The following is a 21,751-nucleotide window of genomic DNA, read 5'->3' as shown; positions in this document are numbered from 1 at the left end:
TAAAATACCTAAAGCCCCGGATTTTTCATAAATTCGGGGCTTTTTTGACGGTAAATCAATAAAAGAGGGGAGGGAAATAAATGGAAGAGTATTATATGAAGCTGGCATTAGATCTTGCGAAGCAGGGCGAAGGACAGACCGATTCTAATCCGCTCGTCGGCGCTGTTGTGGTAAAAGACGGACAAATTGTCGGAATGGGCGCCCATTTAAAATATGGGGAAGCTCATGCAGAAGTTCATGCCATCCATATGGCCGGCTCCCACGCAAAGGGTGCTGATATTTACGTGACACTCGAACCGTGCAGCCATTACGGAAAAACACCGCCATGTGCAGAGCTGATTATCAACTCTGGAATCAAAAGAGTGTTTGTGGCGATGAGAGACCCTAATCCGCTTGTGGCTGGAAGAGGAGTCAACATGATTGAAGAAGCCGGTATTGAAGTAAAGGAAGGCATCTTGGCAGACCAGGCGGAGAAGCTGAATGAAAAATTCCTGCACTTCATGAGGACAGGCCTCCCTTACGTCACACTAAAAGCTGCCGCCAGCCTTGACGGAAAGACAGCCACCAGCACGGGCGAGAGCAAATGGATCACGTCAGAGGCTGCAAGACAGGATGCTCAGCAATACAGGAAAACAAACCAAAGCATTTTAGTCGGAGTTGGCACCGTGAAAGCCGACGATCCGAGTTTAACCTGCAGGCTGCCGAATGTGGCCAAACAGCCGGTTCGGGTAATCCTTGACACCGAACTCTCGATTCCTGAGGACGCCCGAGTGATTTGCGATCAGGAAGCGCCGACATGGATTTTCACAACGGCACGCGCAGACGAGGAAAAGAAAAAACGGCTTTCAGCTTTGGGAGTGAAGATATATACGTTTGAAACAGATCACATTCAAGTTCCTGATGTTCTGAAAATCCTTGCAGAAGAAGGCATTATGTCTGTGTATGTGGAAGGCGGTTCTGCTGTTCACGGAAGCTTTGTCCAAGAAGGCTGTTTTCAAGAAATCATCTTCTATTTTGCCCCCAAACTAATCGGAGGAACGCATGCTCCCAGCTTAATCTCCGGTGAAGGTTTTCAATCAATGAAAGATGTCCCCTTATTGCAATTCACTGATATAACCCAAATCGGCCGTGATATCAAACTGACGGCAAAACCGATAAACGAGTAGGATGGTGACCATGTTTACAGGAATTATAGAAGAAACAGGCACAATCGAATCGATGAAAAAAGCAGGGCATTCAATGGCCTTAACAATTAAATGCTCAAAGATATTAGAGGATGTTCATCTGGGCGACAGCATTGCGGTGAACGGCATTTGCCTGACTGTCACCGATTTTACAAAAAATCAATTCACAGTAGACGTAATGCCTGAAACAGTCAAAGCGACATCACTGAATGAATTATCAAAAGGAAGCAAAGTAAATCTAGAAAGAGCGATGGCGGCAAACGGCCGATTCGGAGGCCATTTCGTCTCCGGACATGTCGACGGAACTGCTGAAATTGCACGAATTGAAGAGAAATCTAACGCTGTTTACTATGATTTAAAGATGGACCCGTCTTTAACAAAAACATTGGTTTTAAAGGGATCCATTACCGTGGATGGTGTAAGCTTGACCATATTCGGCCTGTCGGAAGATAAAGTGACGATTTCTTTAATACCGCATACCATCAGCGAAACGATTTTTTCAGAAAAAACAATCGGCTCTACAGTGAATATCGAGTGCGATATGATCGGAAAATATATGTATCGATTTTTGCATAAAGCCAATGAAAATAAGACCCAACAAACCATTACAAAAGCCTTCTTAAGCGAAAACGGCTTTTAGAGAGGAAGATTCGCATGTTTCATCTAATAGAAGAAGCGCTAGACGCTTTAAAAAAAGGCGAAGTCATCATCGTTGTAGATGATGAAGACAGAGAAAATGAAGGAGACTTTGTCGCTCTTGCCGAGCATGCAACCCCAGAAGTCATTAACTTTATGGCGACCCACGGAAGAGGACTGATTTGCACGCCGCTTAGTGAGGAAATCGCGGACAAGCTTGATCTTCACCCAATGGTTGAGCACAATACAGATTCTCATCATACTGCATTTACGGTAAGCATTGACCACCGCAAAACGAAAACGGGTATCAGTGCTCAAGAAAGATCTTTTACCGTTCAAGCATTGCTGGACAGCAAATCCGTGCCGTCTGATTTTCAGCGTCCGGGGCACATTTTTCCGCTCATTGCGAAAAAAGGAGGTGTCCTGAAAAGAGCAGGCCATACAGAAGCTGCTGTTGACCTTGCTGAAGCCTGCGGATCCCAAGGAGCCGGCGTCATTTGTGAAATTATGAATGAAGACGGAACGATGGCAAGAGTGCCTGAGCTCATTGAAATAGCGAAAAAGCATCAATTAAAAATGATCACCATTAAAGATTTAATTCAATACCGTTACAACCTGACAACACTTGTCGAGCGCGAAGTCGACATTACGCTGCCCACTGATTTTGGCACATTCAAGATTTACGGATACACAAACGAGGTAGACGGAAAAGAGCATGTCGCATTTGTGATGGGAGACGTGCCGTTCGGTGAAGAACCGGTATTGGTCCGGGTTCATTCTGAATGTCTCACAGGTGACGTGTTTGGGTCTCATCGCTGTGACTGTGGCCCGCAGCTGCACGCCGCGCTGACGCAAATTGCCGCAGAAGGGCGGGGAGTGCTCTTGTATTTGCGCCAAGAAGGCCGAGGCATCGGTTTAATCAATAAATTAAAAGCTTATAAGCTTCAGGAACAAGGCTATGATACCGTAGAAGCCAACGAAGCTCTCGGGTTCTTGCCGGACCTTCGCAACTATGGCATCGGGGCACAAATGTTACGCGATCTCGGTGTGCGGAATATGAAGCTTCTGACGAATAATCCGCGAAAAATCGCCGGTCTTGAAGGCTATGGACTCAGCATTTCAGAAAGAGTGCCCCTTCAAATGGAGGCAAAAGAGCACAATACAAAATATTTACAAACCAAAATGAATAAACTGGGTCATTTGCTTCATTTCTAATCACAAATATCACAAAAAAGGATGGGAATCATATGAATATCATACAAGGAAACTTAGTTGGTACAGGTCTTAAAATCGGAATCGTAGTAGGAAGATTTAATGATTTTATTACAAGCAAGCTGCTAAGCGGTGCAGAAGATGCGTTGCTCAGACACGGCGTAGACACAAATGATATTGATGTGGCTTGGGTTCCAGGCGCATTTGAAATACCGTTTGCCGCCAAAAAAATGGCGGAAACAAAAAAATATGACGCGATTATCACATTGGGCACTGTTATCAGAGGTGCAACGACACATTATGATTATGTTTGCAATGAAGCTGCAAAAGGCATCGCGCAAACAGCAAACACGACAGGCGTACCTGTCATCTTTGGCATTGTCACCACTGAAAACATTGAGCAGGCAATTGAGCGTGCCGGCACGAAAGCAGGCAACAAAGGTGTAGATTGCGCTGTTTCTGCCATAGAAATGGCAAATTTAAACCGCTCATTTGAATAATTTGTTGAAAACAGTTTAAAAATATGGCGAAAATGATATAATGTGAGAAAACGGATCACCTATTCGTATCCGTTAATAGCCAGACTGGACATTTTGGATATAGAGGGGTTTTTATGTTAATTCGTTATAAAAAATCGTTTGAAAAGATTGCGATGGGGCTTCTTTCGTTCATGCCGAATGAAAAAGACCTTAAGCAGCTTCAGCAGACAATTAAGGACTACGAAACGGATACAGACCGCCAGCTCTTTCTTTGGAAAGAGGACGAGGATATCGTCGGAGCAATCGGAGTCGAAAAAAAGGATTCCGAGGTTGAAATCCGGCATATCAGTGTGAATCCTTCTCATCGCCATCAAGGAATCGGAAAACAGATGATGGATGCTTTAAAGCATTTATTCAAAACGCAGATACTGGTTCCGAATGAATTAACGCAGAGCTTTTTCGAACGTTGTCAAGATCAGCAGGATCAAGACATTTCATACAATAATTAAGCAGAGGCTGTCATCAGCCTCTGCTTTTTTTTCTCCGTTCTATCTCTTTTTCACGCTCAAGGATGACCTCAGTCCGATCCCGCAAACGGTGCTTGTCAATAAGAAATGTGTCGGTGATTGTGCTGGGCTGCCCCCATGTGTACTCTGTTTTCTGACATTCAATGCGGCATGTTTCCTCCAGCTTCTCATCTTTGATCGGCAGCATGATGCTTTTATAGGAAGATCCCATTTCGATTTGTTCGTAAACCGACTGCATAAGCTCGAGTAAACGGCTATGATCAAGTCCCAAGTCTTCGACCGCTTGTTTTTCGGCTTGAAGAATCCGGATGCTGTTCGCCATCAGTCTTTTTGCACCGGCTGTATTCTGCCTTCTATGATGATACAAAGCAACCGCAAGCTGAATAAAGCCGACCCAATACATTTTTCGTTGATTTGGAGGGTCTTCCTTCCAATATTCTTCTAAAATTTCATGGCATTCAAAATAATCCCGTGTTGCGTGAAACTCAACGAGATAATCGATATAAGCTTTCGGGTACACGATGCTTCCTCCTTTAATCTGCTTTCAGTGTAACATAGGAAGAATAAAAGAAAAAAACGCTCAGCCCTGATTGATTTTTTGTTTATCACGACAATTGAAAGGGAAACCGCCGCGGGGGCCTTTCTCGCAACTCCTTTATTGTTTTGAATATTCAGTACAAATAGCTTCAAAACAGGAAATGAAATAGTATTGGACGAGAGCTTTTTGGTGCCTTATACTAAAGGATAGCCAGTTTAACCGGCAATGAGAGTGATACTTGAAAATGGTGAGATGATGGAAGAATATCAAGTGAAAATTGATACGTTTGAGGGCCCATTGGACCTGCTGCTTCATTTAATCAATCGTCTTGAAATTGACATATATGATATCCCTGTGGCAAAGATCACTGAACAATATTTATTATATGTACATACGATGCGTGTGCTTGAGCTCGATATTGCCAGCGAGTATTTGGTCATGGCTGCCACGCTGCTCAGCATTAAAAGCAGAATGCTGCTCCCGAAGCAAGAGGAGGAGCTTTTTGAAGATGAATTACTTGAAGAAGAGGATCCGCGGGAGGAACTGATTGAAAAGCTGATTGAGTATAGAAAATATAAAGATGCGGCGAAGGATTTAAAAGAACGGGAAGAAGAAAGACAAAAATCGTTCACGAAACCGCCGAGTGATTTGAGTGAATATGCAAAAGAAGTCAAACAGTCTGAGCAAAAGCTCTCAGTCACGGTCTATGACATGATCGGGGCTTTTCAAAAAGTGCTGAAACGCAAAAAAATAACAAAACCGATGGAAACAACAATTACCAGACAAGAAATACCAATCGAAGACAGAATGAACGAAATCGTGCACAGCCTGAAATCAAGAGGAACGAGAATCAACTTTATGGAGCTGTTTCCGTATGAGCAAAAAGACCATTTGGTTGTAACTTTTCTAGCTGTTCTCGAGCTGATGAAGAATCAGCGGATTCTCATTGAACAGGAGCACAATTTTTCAGATATTTACATTACGGGGAGTGAATCCATTCATGGGGCTTGATATCGTGAATTGGAAAGCTATAGTGGAAGCCCTTCTTTATGCGGCAGGCGATGAAGGGCTCACAAAAAAGCAGCTGTTAACAGTGCTTGAAATCGAAGAGCCTGAACTGAATACTATCATGGCGGATGTGGCGGAAGAATACCGCGGGGATGCAAGGGGCATTGAACTTATTACATATGCAGATACGTACATGCTCTCTACCAAAAAAGCCTTTGCGCCGTATTTGAAAAAACTAATAGAAGTGCCGTCAAAGGGCCTTTCTCAAGCTTCATTAGAAGTGCTGGCCATTGTTTCTTATAAACAGCCGATTACCAGAGCAGAAATTGAAGAAATCAGAGGCGTGAAATCAGAGCGGATTTTACATAGCCTCGTTGCGAAGGCTTTATTGTGTGAAGTTGGACGGGCTGACGGTCCGGGACGGGCCATATTATACGGCACCACGCCGACTTTTCTTGAACAATTCGGTTTGAAAACGCTGGACGAGCTTCCGCCGCTGCCTGAAAATGCGGAAGAAGACGTTCTTCAAGAAGAAGCAGATTTATTTTTTGAAAACTTTAACCAAACCTTCGAAGATATAAAATAGATGTTTAATGAATCGCGATTTTTCATCAACATAAGATATAAGGAAAGAAGCTATTATGAAAGAAGCAAAATGTGAGAGACAAAGACATGAGGGGAAGATACCAAACGAAATGAGACATTCGATTGTGCGAGCGCAGACTCAAAAAACAGACGAATTCTTATCAATGGTTGTCAATACTGTTAACGATTACCTAAACCAAACAACGCTTGCGTCCTTGCAGGCTGAATTGCCTATTGAGAAAGGATACTGCTGTGATGTGCTGAGCACTCTGAGAAGAATGACAGTATATTGTGAAGGAGGCGCAGAAGCGTGCCGCCGTCTCCTGATGCAGGAGCCTTTTCAAGAAGCCAGAGCGGGAAAAACACTTTACAAGGTGTATCACCAATGCATTGAAGAGTTCTTTATGCCCAAAAAGGACACGTGGTGTGAAAATAGCCGGGCGTCTTATACCGGGGTCAGCGCAATTGAGTTTTACCATGCTGTTCCTGCGTCGCTTGAGCAATTATTATTGCCGCTGAGCGCAGCCTTTCTGAGAATGAGAGAAGAGCTGGCTCATTACGAAGCGTCCGGATCAAGCATGGCGCCAATCAGATAACGTTTACTCTCCCTTTTTCAGGGAGAGTTTTTTTATGTTTGCCTGCAGATCTATAATTGGTATTCATAACTGGTGGACATGCGCATAAACTTGTACAAACCACCACAAGGACGTGAGCAAACATGCGCATTTTCAAAAACGCAGTATTCATGGTTATAATTTCTTTTCTTTTTGCAAATGTAAATGTGAATACAGCACATGCTGCTATAGATGTCAGTGCAAAAAGTGCGATTGTCATTGATGGAGCATCAGGCAGAGTGTTATTTGCCAAGAGCGAGCATGAAAAAAGGCGGATTGCAAGCATCACAAAAATCATGACGGCTGTTCTCGCCATCGAATCCGGCAAAATGGATGAAACGGTGACGGTTTCGGCAAATGCTGTCAGAACAGAAGGCTCTGCCATTTATTTAACAGAAGGCCAAAAAGTGAAACTAAAAGATCTTGTGTACGGCCTCATGCTGAGATCAGGAAACGACGCCGCTGTTGCGATTGCTGAACATGTCGGCGGAAGTCTTGATGGATTTGTTTATATGATGAATCAAAAAGCCGAGCAGCTTGGTATGGAGAATACCCGTTTTCAAAACCCGCACGGATTGGACGACCACAAAAACCATTATTCAACAGCCTTTGATATGGCCATTTTAACCAAATACGCTATGAAGCTGAAAGACTATCAAAAAATTTCAGGCACAAAAGTATACAGAGCAGAAACGATGGAAAGCGTTTGGAAAAACAAAAATAAACTGCTGACGATGCTTTATCGATACAGCACAGGAGGGAAAACAGGCTATACAAAACTTGCAAAACGGACACTGGTCTCAACAGCCACAAAGGATAGCATTGACCTGATAGCCGTGACCATCAATGATCCTGACGATTGGGATGATCATATGAAAATGTTTAACTATGTGTTTAATCATTATCAAACCTATTTAATCGCGAAAAAAGGGGACATTCCAAAGCTGAATGGCACATTTTATGAATCTAAGGCTTTTATTAAACGGGACATCACCTATTTGTTAACCGAAGAGGAAAAAGAAGAGGTCAACATTCAAACCACGCTGCTTAAACCGAAAAAAGCATGGGAAAAAGACGCCTCAAAGATTCCCGACATCGTAGGGCACATGAAGATCATGTTTAACGATGAAACCATCGCAAAAGTGCCGATCTATTATGAAAATGAACGAAATCAAAAACCGAAGAAACAATTTTTTGAAACGTTCAAATCAATCTTTCTGAATGCGGCTGGCGGGGCAAAATGGTCAATATAATATGGGTCAGCTTAACTGTGATCGGACTTGTTTTTGCGATGTGCAACGGAACCTTGCAAGATGTAAATGAAGCTGTGTTTAAGGGGGCAAAGGAAGCCGTTACGATCTCATTCGGGCTGATGAGCGTGCTTGTTTTCTGGCTTGGCTTAATGAAAATAGCCGAGCAGTCAGGGCTTTTGGATATTTTCAGCCGGATGTGCAGGCCTTTTATATCTAAGCTGTTCCCGGATATCCCTCCGGATCACCCGGCGATGGGCTACATTTTATCTAATCTCATGGCGAACTTCTTCGGCCTTGGGAATGCGGCAACTCCGCTGGGCATTAAAGCAATGGAGCAAATGAAAAAGCTGAATGGAAACCGATCGGAAGCAAGCCGGTCGATGATTACTTTTTTAGCTGTCAATACGTCCTGCATCACTCTCATTCCGACAACCGTAATCGCTGTCCGAATGGCTTATTCCTCCAAAACACCGACAGATATCGTCGGACCAAGTATTTTGGCGACCCTCATTTCTGGAATCGGCGCCATTATCATTGACAGGTATTTTTATTACCGCCGCAAAAAGAAGGGAAGGTGAGCGGATGGAAATCATTAATTGGCTGTCTTTAGCCATGATTCCGATCATTATTGCCGGCATTCTTCTTTATGGAACAATCAAAAAGGTTCCCACATATGAATCATTTGTAGAAGGCGGAAAAGAAGGCATAGAGATCGCCTTTTCCATTATCCCCTACTTAGTCGGAATGCTTGTCGCCATTACTGTTTTCAGATCATCAGGCGCGCTTGATTTTATAATGGACCTATTAAAACCGGTTTTCTCCGCTATCGGTATACCCGCTGAGGTGGTTCCGCTTGCCCTGATCCGCCCGATCTCGGGTACGGCTGCACTCGGTATGACAACCGATATAATTGCAGTTTACGGGCCGGACTCCTTCATTGGCAGACTGGCATCCGTTATGCAGGGGTCAACGGATACAACGCTTTATGTGCTGACTGTGTACTTCGGGGCAGTCGGCATTAAAAAAATGGGTGATGCATTAAAGGTGGGACTTCTTGCTGATTTAATCGGTGTAGTTGCATCTATCATCATCGTTACGTTATTATTTGGGGGCGCCTGAAAACGGCGTTTTTTTAGATTGGGCGCATACAGTCTGAAAAAGCTTGTTTGTTCAGGTCGAAAAAAGTAAGATAATACTTGAGGTGAAAGACATGGAAAGACTGCAAAAAGTGATTGCTCATGCCGGATTTGCATCGCGCAGAAAGGCAGAAGAGCTGATTAAAGAAGGAAAAGTAAAGGTGAACGGCAAAGTAGTAACAGAGCTTGGTGTTAAGGTCACCGGTTCTGATCAGGTTGAGGTAAACGGGTTAAAGGTTGAACGTGAGGAGCCGGTTTACTTTCTCTTATATAAACCAAGAGGCGTTATTTCTGCAGCCCAAGATGACAAAGGACGCAAAGTCGTGACAGACTTTTTTAAAGAAGTCCCGCAGCGCATTTATCCGATCGGGCGTTTGGATTATGATACGAGCGGTCTTTTGCTTTTAACCAATGACGGCGAGTTTGCCAATAAGCTGATGCATCCTAAATATGAAATAGACAAAACATACGTGGCGAAGGTGAAAGGCATTCCGCCTAAAGAGCTGCTCAGAAAGATGGAGCGCGGAATTATGCTGGAAGAAGGCAAAACGGCGCCTGCTAAAGCGAAGCTTCTGTCTTTGGATAAGAAAAAGCAGACAAGCATTATTCAGCTGACAATTCATGAAGGACGCAACAGACAGGTGCGCCGCATGTTCGAAGCGATCGGGCATGAGGTAATCAAGCTGAAGCGCGAAGAATACGCGTTTTTAAACCTGCGAGGCTTGCACACGGGAGATGCCAGAGAACTTACGCCGCATGAAGTCAAAAAACTCAGAGCGCTGGCGGAGCACGGTAAAAACGCTTTCTAAATTTCACATAACCTTCAAAAAGTAAGAAATGTGAAATGAATGTGCAATGATATAATTGAATGGATCTGCAATAGGGGGAAGGGGGCAGTGGACAATGAAGAAAAAAAGGCGTTTATTCATTCGGACCGGCATCCTTCTCGTTTTAATCTGCGCGCTTGGCTATACGATTTACAATGCTGTATTTGCCGGCAAAGAGAGCATATCCGAAGGGTCCGACGCACCGAATTTTGTCCTTGAAGATACGAATGGGAAGCGTATCGAGCTCAGTGATTTAAAAGGGAAAGGTGTTTTTTTGAATTTCTGGGGTACATGGTGTGAACCGTGCAAAAAAGAATTTCCTTATATGGCGAACCAATATAAGCATTTTAAAGACAAAGGTATTGAAGTTGTCGCGGTAAATGTTGGGGAGTCAAAGATAGCAGTACATAATTTTATGAAATCCTACGGAGTCAATTTCCCGGTTGTTCTGGATACAGATCGCCAAGTGCTTGATGCCTATGACGTATCTCCGCTTCCGACAACCTTTTTAATCAATCCGGAAGGAAAAGTTGTCAAGGTGGTGACCGGCACTATGACAGAAAGCATGATCCATGATTATATGAATCTGATAAAACCCGGAGAGACTTCGGGATGAAGCAAGTCAAATGTGAATGCGGACATGTAAACCCGGTCGGAACCGTTCTATGTGAATCGTGCGGAAGAGCTCTCCAAGTCACTCAGCCTCCGCTTGCTGATATGAGATATGACGGAAGCGCAAGGCGTTCACAAACTTATAACAAAACAATTATTGATAAAATTTGGAATTTCTTTTCTTCGGTTAAGGTTGGAATCTGGCTTATCATGATAACCCTTGCTGCATCAGCGTTCGGTACCATTTTTCCCCAAGAAGCCTATTTGCCTCCGGGCGCACAGGCTGACACTTATTACAAAGAGCAGTACGGCACATTTGGTCAGCTTTATTATTTGCTCGGATTTCATCATTTATATGGTTCTTGGTGGTATTTGCTGCTTATCGCCTCGATCGGCATTTCACTCGTGATTTGCAGCCTCGATCGGGTCATTCCGTTGTACAGGGCGTTAAAGAAACAAGGTGTCAAAAGGAGTCCTGCTTTTTTAAGAAGGCAGCGCTTGTTCAGTGAAACGGATACTGGATTGGATGGGGAAGCAAAAGAAAAGGTTGTAGCTCTCTTAAAGAAAAAGCATTATAGAATCAGAGAAAAAGAGGGAAGCATCCTTGCCGAAAAAGGGCGTTTTTCCCGCTGGGGCCCGTATGTCAACCACATTGGATTGATTATCTTTCTGATTGGTGCGATGCTGAGATTTGTGCCTGGCATGTACGTTGATGAGACGCTTTGGGTCAGAGAAGGCGAGACCGCGGCAATCCCGGGAACAGACGGTAAATATTATTTAAAAAACAATCAATTCAGCGTAGAGACCTATAACAGTAAAACGGAAAAAAAGGTATTCGCAGATGCCATTGACAGAGTCGGGGACGGGAAAGTGGCAAAGAACTTTCAAACAGATGCCGTACTCTACAAGAGAGAAGGAAAAATTGTTTACGGTGAGAAGCCAAAACTGAAAAAAGTATCAGAAGAGGATATCCGAGTCAATCAGCCGCTGCGTTTTGATTCTTTTTCCGTTTACCAGGTGGATTATAAAGAGAATCAGCTTGATCAAATGGTGTTTCAGCTTATAGACAAAAAAACAAAAAAATCCTTTGGGAGCATGAAGATCAACCTTTTGGATCCAGATTCGGTTTATGATCTTGGCAACGGTTACAAAATTGAAATAGCCAGCTACCTGCCAGACTTCTATTTTAATCAGGACGGGGAACCGAGCACGAAAACAAAGATCCCTAACAATCCGGCTTTTGTCTTTAATGTCATAACACCGGACAAACCGAAGGGTGAAAAGAGCTTTGTCGCCATCCAAGAAACAATCGAAGGCTCCGGCAGCAATAAATACAAGCTGAAATTTGACCATGTCGAAACGAAAAGCATTACCGGACTTACAGTCAGAAAGGATCTGACACTTTGGGTGCTTGCCGTCGGCGGAGCTATTTTTATGATCGGTGTCATTCAAGGAATGTACTGGCAGCACCGAAGAATCTGGCTGCGCTCACAGGGCGGGGCAGTTATGGTGGCGGCGCATACCAATAAAAACTGGTATGGCCTTAAGAAGGATTTAGCATTTGTATTGGCTGATTCCGGACTGACTGAACCGGCGGACCAAAAAGAATGAATCAAAACACAGAAATAGGCGAAAAGGGAGTGATGACATGGCAGAGCTGAGCGGAAATTTTCTTTATGCGGCCTTTCTTGTGTATTTAATCGCTGTCCCGATTTTCGGCGGGGCCATACGAGGAAATAAAGATCAAAAGGGCAAGCCAAACCGATGGGCAAACATTGGAATCACTCTTTCTATTATCGGTTTTCTTTGCCACCTTGGATATTTCAGCACAAGGTGGGCTGCCAGCGGCCATGCGCCTGTCAGCAATATGTTTGAATTCACCACCGCGTTTGGCATGATGCTCGTTTTAGCGTTTATTATTCTTTATTTTATCTATAGATTGCCTTCATTAGGCTTGTTTACGCTGTCAATCGCTTTATTGCTGATTGCATACGCCAGCATGTTTCCGACGGATATCTCGCCATTAATTCCGTCCCTGCAGAGCAATTGGCTGTATATTCACGTAACAACGGCCGCGCTTGGGCAAGCTATACTTGCCATCAGCTTTGTCGCAGGTGTCATCTTTCTTTTGAAGCATGTAGACCAGACAAAACGCAGCAAAAAAACCTTCTGGCTTGAAGCGATTATGTTTATCCTCGTCACAACCGTCGCTTTTATTTTGATCACATCAGCATTTCGTCTTGCAGGCTATGAGGCGGAGTTCAACTGGGTGGATAAAAATAAGGAAAAAAGCGTGATGGTGTACGAAATGCCTGCGCTTGTCGGCCCGCATCAGGGAGAGCTTTTGACCGAGGAAAAAATGGAGCCGCTTGTTGAGCTTCCTGCTCTTTTCTCAGGCAGAAAGGTGAACACTGTCATTTGGTCATTTGGCGCAGGGCTGGTTTTGTACGGCGCGCTTCGTCTGATTATCAGAAAAAGAATCAGTGCCCTTTTACATCCGCTTGTGAAAAACGTCAATCTTGATCTGGTGGATGAGGTTGGGTACAGGGCCGTATCAATCGGGTTTCCGATCTTTACGCTCGGCGCGCTGATCTTTGCAATGATTTGGGCTCAGCTCGCATGGACCAGATTTTGGGGCTGGGACCCGAAGGAAGTATGGGCGCTGATCACCTTTTTGTTTTATGCCGCGTATTTGCATTTAAGACTGTCAAGAGGCTGGCACGGTGAGAAGTCAGCATGGCTGGCCGTAATTGGTTTTGCTATTATTATGTTTAATTTAATATTCGTAAATCTAGTGCTTGCCGGACTTCATTCTTATGCTTAGTCCTAAGAAAGCGACACAGTTCTCAAACTTTCTCACGATTTGATAAAATGAAAGTAACAGAAGGAAAGCAGGGGGAAAACGATGGACCAAACGAACGAAACCAAAATATTAGTAGTTGATGACGAAGCCAGAATTCGCCGCCTTTTAAGAATGTATCTGGAACGTGAAAATTATGTCATAGACGAAGCGGAAAATGGTGATGAAGCCATTGCCAAAGGACTTGAAGCCAATTATGACTTGATTTTGCTTGATCTGATGATGCCGGGGACTGATGGAATTGAAGTGTGCCGGCAACTTCGGGAAAAAAAAGCGACACCAATCATCATGCTGACCGCAAAAGGAGAAGAAACAAATCGGGTGCAGGGGTTTGAAGCGGGAACAGATGATTATATTGTCAAGCCGTTCAGCCCGAGAGAAGTCGTGCTGCGGGTAAAGGCCCTTTTGAGAAGAGCATCCCAAACCTCTTATATCAACGCCAATACACCGACGAAAAATGTGCTTGTGTTTTCACATCTGTCCATTGACCATGATGCCCACCGCGTAACGGCTGAGGGAACAGAAGTAAGCCTAACGCCGAAAGAGTATGAGCTCCTACACTTCTTAGCGAAAACTCCTGACAAAGTGTATGATCGGGAAAAGCTTCTCAAAGAAGTGTGGCAATATGAGTTTTTTGGTGATCTGCGGACAGTGGACACTCATGTTAAACGCCTGAGAGAGAAGCTGAACAAGGTATCCCCGGAAGCTGCGAAAAAAATTGTCACCGTATGGGGTGTAGGCTATAAATTTGAGGTAGGCGCTGAATGAAATTTTGGAAAAGCGTAGTAGGCAAGCTGTGGTTTACGATCCTTTCACTCGTTTTGATCGTATTATTTATTTTAACGGTTCTTTTGTTGGAGTTTATTGAAAATTACCATGTGGAAGAAGCCGAGAATGATTTAACACAGCTTGCGAATAAAGTTGCTGTCATCTTAGAAAATCACGAGGACCAGGCGCTGGCAAGATCAATCACTTGGGAGCTCGCTGATAACTTAACAAGCATTGCAATCATTCAAGATGAGAACCAGTATTGGTATTCTCCGAATGATAAAAATCGCCTGTCGTCTATTACGGTTGAGCAAATACAGCATGACAATGACTTAAATCAAGCTCTCCAAGATCATAAAAAAGTAAGCAAACGATCGGGGCTGAGCGATACAGACACGGATAATGAGCGTCTGATTGTAGGTGTCCCGTATGAAAAAGACGGAAAGAAAGGCATGGTCTTTTTATCCCAGTCTTTGCTTGCCGTTAAAGATACAACAAAACACACGACCCGCTATATTTTTCTGGCCGCGGGGATTGCGATTGTACTGACCACGTTTTTCGCTTTCTTCTTATCAAGCAGGGTCACGTATCCGCTTCGAAAAATGAGAGAGGGCGCACAGGACTTGGCTAAGGGCAAGTTTGATACAAAAATCCCAATTTTAACTCAGGATGAAATCGGTGAACTGGCAACTGCTTTTAATCAAATGGGGCGGCAGCTTAACTTTCATATTAATGCGCTCAATCAAGAAAAAGAGCAGCTTTCTAATATTTTGAGCAGTATGGCTGACGGGGTCATTACCATTAATATTGACGGTACGATTCTTGTGACAAACCCGCCGGCTGAACGTTTTCTTCAAGCTTGGTATTATGAGCAGAACATGAATATTAAAGAAGGGGATAATCTTCCGCCTGAAGCAAAAGAGCTGTTCCAAAACGCTGTCAGCACCGAAAAAGAACAAATGATAGAAATGACGCTGCAAGGCAGATCATGGGTGCTTTTGATGTCGCCGCTTTATGCGGAAGCGCACGTCAGAGGAGCGGTTGCCGTGCTGCGCGATATGACGGAAGAACGACGCCTTGATAAGCTGCGTGAGGATTTTATCGCAAATGTCAGTCATGAGTTGAGAACACCGATTTCCATGCTTCAGGGATACAGTGAAGCGATTGTCGATGACATTGCAAGCTCTGAAGAAGACCGAAAAGAAATTGCTCAAATCATTTATGATGAATCGCTGCGAATGGGCCGCTTAGTCAACGATCTGCTTGATTTAGCCCGAATGGAATCAGGCCATACAGGCTTGCATTATGAAAAAATCAATGTTAATGAATTTTTAGAGAAGATCATCCGGAAATTTTCCGGCGTTGCTAAAGAAAAAAATATCGCTTTACATCAAGACGTTTCTCTCATAGAAGAGGAATTTATGTTTGATGAAGACAAGATGGAGCAGGTATTTACCAATTTGGTCGATAACGCGCTGCGGCATACTTCATCCGGCGGCAGTGTTTCTATTGAAGTCCATTCTGTGAAGGATGGATTGAAAATCGATATCAAAGACTCTGGATCCGGTATACCGGAAGAAGATCTCCCTTTTATCTTTGAGCGGTTCTATAAGGCAGATAAAGCGAGGACTAGAGGCAGAGCAGGAACCGGACTTGGGCTGGCTATTGTTAAAAATATCGTGGAGGCCCACAACGGGTCAATTACGGTGCACAGCCGAATGGATAAAGGAACGACATTTACATTTTATATTCCGACAAAACCATAAAATCGAGTCTGAATTTGCCGAAGAATCTTGTTCCATAAGAAACACCCGCTGATCTTAGCGGGTGTTTTTTTAAAAGCCAATATTAATAAAATTTAAGGATATGTTAATATAAATTCCCTTCCAAATTCCAGTTTCTCGTAATATAGTTGTAATGTAACTTTTCAAGCTATTAATACGACAAAAAAGTGAACGGAGGGGTTTCAAATGGAAGAAACCTTTCAATTGTTATATGATACTTATCATCAAGATTTATACCAGTTTTTATTTTATATGGTAAAGGATAAAAACCAGGCTGAAGATCTTCTTCAGGAGGTTTATATCCGGGTATTACATTCTTATCATACGTTTGAAGGAAGAAGCAGTGAAAAAACATGGCTTTTGTCTGTCGCGCGCCATGTTGCGATAGACTGGTTCCGTAAACAGCAGACGATCAGACAGCGTATACTCGGCACATTTGATTGGGATACACAGGATGTCAGAGATCAGCAATTGCTTCCGGATGAACTTGCGGTTCAAAATGAAAATGTCCGGGAAATTTATGCTGCGCTTGATCAATGTACGATCGATCAAAGAGCTGTGATTATCTTGCGGTTTATTCAGGGATATTCAATACAGGAAACAGCCAATGCTCTGCGCTTCTCGGAAAGCAAAGTCAAAACGACCCAACACAGAGGGCTCAAAGTACTTCGGAAACATATGGAGCTTTTGAGGGAGGAGCTAATGGATGATGAAGTCAGATTGGAACGAAGAGCAGATAAAGGAGTTGTTAAGTCAACTTCCGGCAGTTAAAGACCATCGTTCGCCCCAAGATATTTACAAGCGGCTGACGATGGCAAAAATCAAAAAAAAGCCAGCTGTTAGGTGGATTGGCCCCGCGTGTGCCACTGCAATTGCGGTTTATATCGCCTTCATTATTTCTCCTCAATTTTTTGATCAGGCACAACCTCAACAAAAAGAAGCGTCCCAAGAGAACGCTGTGACGAAAACTGAGACAGCAGACAGCCCAAAGGCTGCATCATCCCTGGATCAGACATCGTATGTTGTTTCTGAAAAGGAACAGAACAATTACATCACTGTAGCGATTGCTGATGCCGAAACATCCGCTATTATACCTCTTAGCATCAAAAAAACAAACGAAGACCAAACGATACAGGAGATGTTGTTTGAAAGTAGTGAACTGGGTATTTTGGATCATGCCATTACGATCCCATCCTTCATAGATGAAATAGAGGTAAAGGAAAAACCAAACCAGAAGGAATTAAGTATACGAGTCCATCAGCCGGTTCAGGATTTTTCTGTAAAAGATGATACACTGTTAAAAAAATTGCTGAAAGAATCTTTAAAATGGAGTCCTTATGAAAAAATCAAATTTTTATCGGATCAAAACGATGGTGGCATCCGTATTGGCTCATATGGCACTTTTACGGAAATTTCGATTCCCAAACAGTCGAAAAGAGCCTACTACTTGTACCGAAATAAACAAGGACAAGACTTTCTCGTACCATCAGAAAAAACATTTGATACGGTAAAAGAAGCGATTAAGGAAATGGAATCGAGCAACCAACAAGATACAACACCTCTTTTTCAAGCGGGAGCTGTCAAATCTGTAACGAAGAAAAAGAAACACTTATATATCCACTTCTCAAAAGACTCAAAAGTTGACGATTCTATTGCTGGTATCTTAATGCTTGAAGGACTTCTTTTAACAGCAAAGGAATTTGGTTTTACAAAGGTGACCTTTACGGAAACCAGAACAAAAAAAATCGGCAGGTATGACGTATCAGGTGCTATTCCGGTACCTGCTGCTCCAAACCCCATCTCTTTAAACTAAAAGTGGCCCTCAGGGTCTTTTTTAGTTGCCTTTCATATAATAGAAATTTTCAAAAAATAGTTGTGCGTGTATAATAAAACAAGGTAACGATTGAAAGGATTTGAGATGAGTGAACGTGTTAACAATCAAAGGAGTTTCCATCGGAGAAGGGATGCCGAAAATCATCATTCCGTTGATGGGAAAAACGGAAAAACAAATTTTGAACGAAGCAGAAGCTGTAAAATTACTGGATCCGGACATTGTGGAGTGGCGAGTCGACCTATTTGAAAAAGCAAACGACAAAGAAGCTGTCACACAGATGATTTCTAAGCTTCGGGAGTCTGTAGCTGACAAGCTGTTTCTATTTACCTTCAGAACCCATAAAGAAGGCGGCAGTATGGAAATGGATGAAAGCTCATATATTGCCTTGCTGGAAGCGGCAGTCCAGACAAAAGACATCGATCTTATTGACATTGAATTATTTTCAGGAGATGCAAATGTGAAAGCGTTAGTATCGCTGGCAGAAGAACATAATGTCTATGTGGTGATGTCAAATCATGATTTTGAGAAAACGCCTGCGAAAGATGAAATTCTTTCGAGACTTCGAAAAATGCAGGATTTAGGGGCGCATATTCCAAAAATGGCTGTCATGCCGAATGATACAGGAGATCTCTTAACGCTGCTTGATGCAACGTATACAATGAAAACAAAATATGCAAACCGTCCAATCATTACAATGTCCATGGCTGCAACAGGACTGATCAGCAGACTGAGCGGCGAGGTTTTTGGATCAGCTTGTACTTTTGGCGCCGGAGAAGAGGCCTCGGCACCTGGTCAAATACCTGTTTCTGAGCTGAGGAGTGTCTTAGACATTTTGCACAAAAACATACGAAAATAAAACAATAAAAAACTCAAGCTATATAGCTTGAGTTTTTTTGATTTATGGAAGATCAATGAGCTTAACAGATACAATATCGGGAACTTCTGTTAGTTCCTTCACGATTTTATCTTCCAAATGTCTGTCAAAGGAAAGCATCATGATGGCTTCTCCGCCTTTTTCTTTACGGCCAACCTGCATGGTTGCAATGTTAATATCGTTATCTCCGAGAATACGTCCTACTCGGCCGATGACACCTGTTGTATCCTGATGCTGGATATATACCAAGTGACCTGTCGGATAAAAATCGATATTAAAGCCGTTGATCTCGACAATACGTTCTCCGAAATGAGGGATATACGTAGCCGTCACAGTAAAGGTGCTGCGGTCTCCCGTTACTTTTACGCTGATGCAGTTATCGTATCCAGATTCAGAAGAGGAAATTTTTTCACTGAAGCTGATGCCGCGTTCTTTTGCGACACCGCCGGCATTGACTTCGTTAACAGTTGAGTCAACGCGCGGTTTTAAAAAGCCTGACAGAAGGCTTTTTGTAATGAACGATGTTTCAAGTTTAGCAATTGTGCCTTCATACTGAATGGCAACATCCTGTACCGGCTCTTTCATGCATTGGGATACTAGGCTGCCAATTTTTCCTGCGATTTGATGGTAAGGCTTAATCTTAGCGAATTCATCTTTTGTCATGGCTGGCAGGTTGATAGCTGACATGACAGGAAGACCTTTTGCGAACTGCAGAACTTCTTCTGAGACTTGAGCCGCGACATTCAGCTGTGCTTCTTTAGTCGATGCTCCCAAGTGAGGAGTTGCAATGACTAATGGATGATCAACGAGTTTATTGTCAACAGGCGGTTCAACTTCAAAAACGTCAAGCGCCGCTCCGGCAACATGCCCGCTTTCCAAAGCTTCGAGAAGTGCAGCTTCATCGATAATACCGCCTCGTGCGCAGTTAATTAAGCGAACACCTTTTTTCATTTTTGCAATCGTTTCTTTATTCAACAAGCCTTTTGTTTCTTTTGTTAAAGGTGTGTGAACAGTAATAATATCTGCGCTTTCAAGAACTTCTTCAAATGTACGGCTGTTTACACCGATTTTTTTCGCTCTATCTTCAGTTAAGAAAGGATCAAAAACGTGAACGGTCATACCGAACGCTCTCGCACGCTGTGCGATTTCGCTTCCAATGCGGCCTAATCCAACAATCCCAAGCGTTTTCCCGTAAAGCTCTGAACCGACATAAGCCGTGCGGTTCCACTCTCTGGATTTCACGGAGATATTAGCCTGAGGAATGTGTCTCATTAAAGAAGAGATCATCGCAAATGTATGCTCAGCTGTCGAAATGGTGTTGCCGTTTGGAGCGTTAATTACGATGACGCCGTGTTTAGTCGCCTCGTCAATATCGATATTATCTACACCGACACCGGCTCTTCCGACAATTTTTAAAGAAGTCATTTTGTTGAAAAGGTCTTCTGTTACTTTTGTTGCGCTTCGCACCAAAAGAGCATCGAAAGTATGTAATTCATCCTCTGCTTCTGCTGCGTTTTTTTGAACGATTTCAATAAAGTCTGATTCAATAAGTGGCTGTAAGCCGTCGTTGCTCATTTTGTCTGAGACCAATACTCGAAACATCGTTAGATTTCCTCCTAAATTGACAAACTAAATATCTGATAATTTAACATATTCTCAATAGAGTGTCAACGTGTATTGACGCAGTAAAGGGTAAAAGGAAAGCTTGAAAATCAATGTTTTCACAGCTTTTGGGTATTATTTATAATTTGAAGCAATTCTCTATACAGGCAACAAGTTATCGTTTATAATGGAACTAAATTCATATGATCAATCTTCGGGGCAGGGTGAAATTCCCTACCGGCGGTGATGAGCCGATGGCTCTAAGCCCGCGAGCTGTTTTTTACAGCAGGATTCGGTGAGATTCCGGAGCCGACAGTACAGTCTGGATGGGAGAAGATGGAGGTTCATAAGCGTTTTGAAATTTATTTCTCAAACGTTTCTTTGCCTAGCCTAATTTTCGAAACCCCGCTTTTTAGATGAAGCGGTTTTTTTATTGGCTGGAAAAGAACCTTTCCGTTTTCGAGTAAGATGTGATCGAAAAGGAGAGAGTGAAGTGAAAGTGAAAAAATTAGTTGTGATCAGTATGCTGAGCAGCATTGCATTTGTTTTGATGCTGTTAAATTTCCCGTTTCCGGGGCTTCCGGATTATTTGAAAATTGATTTTAGCGACGTGCCCGCTATTATTGCCATTCTGATTTACGGTCCTTTGGCGGGAATTGCCGTCGAAGCGATAAAAAACGTTCTTCAATATATTATTCAGGGAAGCATGGCCGGAGTTCCTGTCGGGCAGACTGCGAATTTTATCGCAGGAACACTCTTTATCTTGCCGACTGCTTTCTTATTTAAAAAGCTGAGCTCAGCAAAGGGGATGGCTGTCAGTCTGCTTCTGGGAACTGCAGCGATGACCGTTTTGATGAGTATTTTAAATTATGTACTGATTCTTCCGGCTTACACGTGGTTTTTACATTCGCCGGCATTATCCGACAGCGCGCTGAAAACAGCCGTCGTCGCTGGTATTCTGCCGTTTAACATCATAAAAGGCATTGTGATTACGATTGTTTTCTCACTTATTTTCATCAAGTTGAAGCCATGGATTGAACAGCAGCGAAGCGCTCATATCCATTAAAATATAAAAAGCTCCCGCAGGGGAGCTTTTTCCATACTTCTATTCAAATTTAAGCGGGTCGCCTTCAAATGGCTCATCCGCCACTTTGATGGAATCAGTAGGACATCCTTCAAATGCGTCAATCATATCTTCTTCCAGTACCTCAGGAACTTCAACAACGCCTTTGTTTTCATCAAGCGTTACGAACGCGATGCCTTCATCATCGTAATCGTAAATGTCTGGTGCAGCAGCGCCGCAAGCGCCGCATGCAATACATGTATCTTTGTCTACGATTGTGTACTTTGCCATGAATAAAACCTCCCAGATTGTTCTTGGTGGAACAAATGGATCAATCTTTATATTTAATCAATTT

The 21,751-nt window shown here is 43.1% G+C and carries 24 protein-coding genes and 1 riboswitch; of the genes, 21 read left to right on the top strand and 3 right to left on the bottom strand.

What is annotated here, in order from left to right; genetic code table 11:
• Positions 1 to 80: 80 nt before the first annotated feature.
• The 5 genes from ribD (at position 81) to ribT (ending at position 4,020) form a co-directional block, all read left to right on the top strand.
• Entirely contained in the window at positions 81 to 1,166 is a 1,086-nt protein-coding gene (ribD, locus tag ABZM97_RS11930; protein ID WP_087990588.1) for a bifunctional diaminohydroxyphosphoribosylaminopyrimidine deaminase/5-amino-6-(5-phosphoribosylamino)uracil reductase RibD, read from the top strand.
• A 10-nt stretch (positions 1,167 to 1,176) separates the two neighbouring features.
• The gene (gene ribE / locus ABZM97_RS11925) at positions 1,177 to 1,824 is read left to right on the top strand and encodes a riboflavin synthase subunit alpha (protein ID WP_367386861.1); all 648 of its coding nucleotides are present in this window, start codon (positions 1,177 to 1,179) and stop codon (positions 1,822 to 1,824) included.
• A 14-nt stretch (positions 1,825 to 1,838) separates the two neighbouring features.
• A complete protein-coding gene (locus ABZM97_RS11920; RefSeq protein ID WP_087990586.1) occupies positions 1,839 to 3,035 on the top strand; it encodes a bifunctional 3,4-dihydroxy-2-butanone-4-phosphate synthase/GTP cyclohydrolase II in 1,197 nt (398 codons plus the stop codon).
• 32 nt (positions 3,036 to 3,067) lie between these two features.
• Positions 3,068 to 3,532, top strand: a complete 465-nt coding sequence (gene ribH / locus ABZM97_RS11915; protein WP_202327339.1) for a 6,7-dimethyl-8-ribityllumazine synthase — start codon at positions 3,068 to 3,070, stop codon at positions 3,530 to 3,532.
• A 113-nt stretch (positions 3,533 to 3,645) separates the two neighbouring features.
• Positions 3,646 to 4,020 (top strand): GNAT family N-acetyltransferase RibT, encoded by a 375-nt coding sequence (gene ribT, locus ABZM97_RS11910; protein ID WP_087990585.1) that lies wholly within the window; start codon positions 3,646 to 3,648, stop codon positions 4,018 to 4,020.
• A 13-nt stretch (positions 4,021 to 4,033) separates the two neighbouring features.
• On the opposite strand, the gene ABZM97_RS11905 is transcribed toward ribT, so the two are convergent.
• Positions 4,034 to 4,558 (bottom strand): DUF309 domain-containing protein, encoded by a 525-nt coding sequence (locus tag ABZM97_RS11905; protein WP_202327340.1) that lies wholly within the window; start codon positions 4,556 to 4,558, stop codon positions 4,034 to 4,036.
• Positions 4,559 to 4,831: 273 nt separating this feature from the next.
• Here ABZM97_RS11905 and scpA point away from each other — a divergent pair, with 273 nt between their 5' ends.
• The 15 genes from scpA (at position 4,832) to aroD (ending at position 18,713) form a co-directional block, all read left to right on the top strand.
• Positions 4,832 to 5,587: a segregation/condensation protein A gene (scpA, locus tag ABZM97_RS11900; protein ID WP_202327346.1), complete on the top strand. Its 756-nt coding sequence runs from the start codon at positions 4,832 to 4,834 to the stop codon at positions 5,585 to 5,587.
• Positions 5,577 to 6,170: an SMC-Scp complex subunit ScpB gene (gene scpB / locus ABZM97_RS11895; protein WP_087990582.1), complete on the top strand. Its 594-nt coding sequence runs from the start codon at positions 5,577 to 5,579 to the stop codon at positions 6,168 to 6,170. Before scpA ends, scpB begins: the two co-directional genes overlap by 11 nt.
• 55 nt (positions 6,171 to 6,225) lie before the next feature.
• On the top strand, positions 6,226 to 6,765 hold the full coding sequence (locus tag ABZM97_RS11890) for a YpuI family protein (protein ID WP_087990581.1): 540 nt from the start codon (positions 6,226 to 6,228) through the stop codon (positions 6,763 to 6,765).
• A gap of 122 nt (positions 6,766 to 6,887) precedes the next feature.
• The gene (locus ABZM97_RS11885) at positions 6,888 to 8,036 is read left to right on the top strand and encodes a D-alanyl-D-alanine carboxypeptidase family protein (RefSeq protein WP_367386860.1); all 1,149 of its coding nucleotides are present in this window, start codon (positions 6,888 to 6,890) and stop codon (positions 8,034 to 8,036) included.
• A complete protein-coding gene (gene spmA, locus ABZM97_RS11880) occupies positions 8,024 to 8,614 on the top strand; it encodes a spore maturation protein SpmA (protein ID WP_024121904.1) in 591 nt (196 codons plus the stop codon). The genes ABZM97_RS11885 and spmA overlap by 13 nt, the downstream gene beginning before the upstream one ends.
• Positions 8,615 to 8,618: 4 nt before the next feature.
• Positions 8,619 to 9,155: a spore maturation protein SpmB gene (gene spmB / locus ABZM97_RS11875; protein ID WP_087990579.1), complete on the top strand. Its 537-nt coding sequence runs from the start codon at positions 8,619 to 8,621 to the stop codon at positions 9,153 to 9,155.
• Between the two features lie 91 nt (positions 9,156 to 9,246).
• Positions 9,247 to 9,981 (top strand): 23S rRNA pseudouridine(2605) synthase RluB, encoded by a 735-nt coding sequence (rluB, locus tag ABZM97_RS11870; RefSeq protein ID WP_367386859.1) that lies wholly within the window; start codon positions 9,247 to 9,249, stop codon positions 9,979 to 9,981.
• 94 nt (positions 9,982 to 10,075) lie between these two features.
• On the top strand, positions 10,076 to 10,615 hold the full coding sequence (gene resA, locus ABZM97_RS11865) for a thiol-disulfide oxidoreductase ResA (RefSeq protein ID WP_087990577.1): 540 nt from the start codon (positions 10,076 to 10,078) through the stop codon (positions 10,613 to 10,615).
• Positions 10,612 to 12,222, top strand: coding sequence for a cytochrome c biogenesis protein ResB (resB, locus tag ABZM97_RS11860; protein WP_087990576.1), 1,611 nt, complete (start codon positions 10,612 to 10,614; stop codon positions 12,220 to 12,222). The genes resA and resB overlap by 4 nt, the downstream gene beginning before the upstream one ends.
• 37 nt (positions 12,223 to 12,259) lie before the next feature.
• Positions 12,260 to 13,435: a cytochrome c biogenesis protein ResC gene (gene resC, locus ABZM97_RS11855; protein WP_087990575.1), complete on the top strand. Its 1,176-nt coding sequence runs from the start codon at positions 12,260 to 12,262 to the stop codon at positions 13,433 to 13,435.
• Between the two features lie 81 nt (positions 13,436 to 13,516).
• Complete coding sequence (gene resD / locus ABZM97_RS11850; protein WP_087990574.1) at positions 13,517 to 14,239, top strand: DNA-binding response regulator ResD; 723 nt, start codon at positions 13,517 to 13,519, stop codon at positions 14,237 to 14,239.
• Positions 14,236 to 16,005, top strand: coding sequence for a sensor histidine kinase ResE (resE, locus tag ABZM97_RS11845; RefSeq protein WP_087990573.1), 1,770 nt, complete (start codon positions 14,236 to 14,238; stop codon positions 16,003 to 16,005). Before resD ends, resE begins: the two co-directional genes overlap by 4 nt.
• A gap of 204 nt (positions 16,006 to 16,209) precedes the next feature.
• On the top strand, positions 16,210 to 16,794 hold the full coding sequence (sigX, locus tag ABZM97_RS11840; RefSeq protein ID WP_202327357.1) for an RNA polymerase sigma factor SigX: 585 nt from the start codon (positions 16,210 to 16,212) through the stop codon (positions 16,792 to 16,794).
• Complete coding sequence (locus tag ABZM97_RS11835; RefSeq protein ID WP_202327358.1) at positions 16,730 to 17,836, top strand: GerMN domain-containing protein; 1,107 nt, start codon at positions 16,730 to 16,732, stop codon at positions 17,834 to 17,836. The genes sigX and ABZM97_RS11835 overlap by 65 nt, the downstream gene beginning before the upstream one ends.
• A 109-nt stretch (positions 17,837 to 17,945) precedes the next feature.
• Complete coding sequence (gene aroD / locus ABZM97_RS11830; protein WP_087990571.1) at positions 17,946 to 18,713, top strand: type I 3-dehydroquinate dehydratase; 768 nt, start codon at positions 17,946 to 17,948, stop codon at positions 18,711 to 18,713.
• A gap of 42 nt (positions 18,714 to 18,755) precedes the next feature.
• Here aroD and serA read toward each other — a convergent pair whose 3' ends face one another.
• Positions 18,756 to 20,333, bottom strand: coding sequence for a phosphoglycerate dehydrogenase (serA, locus tag ABZM97_RS11825; RefSeq protein ID WP_087990570.1), 1,578 nt, complete (start codon positions 20,331 to 20,333; stop codon positions 18,756 to 18,758).
• A 206-nt stretch (positions 20,334 to 20,539) separates the two neighbouring features.
• Positions 20,540 to 20,675: riboswitch (FMN riboswitch) on the top strand.
• 151 nt (positions 20,676 to 20,826) lie between these two features.
• Between serA and fmnP the strand changes: the two genes are divergently transcribed.
• Positions 20,827 to 21,399 (top strand): riboflavin transporter FmnP, encoded by a 573-nt coding sequence (fmnP, locus tag ABZM97_RS11820; RefSeq protein ID WP_087990569.1) that lies wholly within the window; start codon positions 20,827 to 20,829, stop codon positions 21,397 to 21,399.
• A 39-nt stretch (positions 21,400 to 21,438) separates the two neighbouring features.
• On the opposite strand, the gene ABZM97_RS11815 is transcribed toward fmnP, so the two are convergent.
• Entirely contained in the window at positions 21,439 to 21,687 is a 249-nt protein-coding gene (locus ABZM97_RS11815) for a ferredoxin (protein WP_003225461.1), read from the bottom strand.
• Positions 21,688 to 21,751 lie beyond the last annotated feature (64 nt).

The sequence above is a fragment of the Bacillus vallismortis genome (assembly GCF_040784915.1).
In the GTDB taxonomy this organism is placed as follows: Bacteria; Bacillota; Bacilli; order Bacillales; family Bacillaceae; genus Bacillus; species Bacillus subtilis_G.
This window is presented reverse-complemented; position numbering and strand designations above follow the sequence as displayed.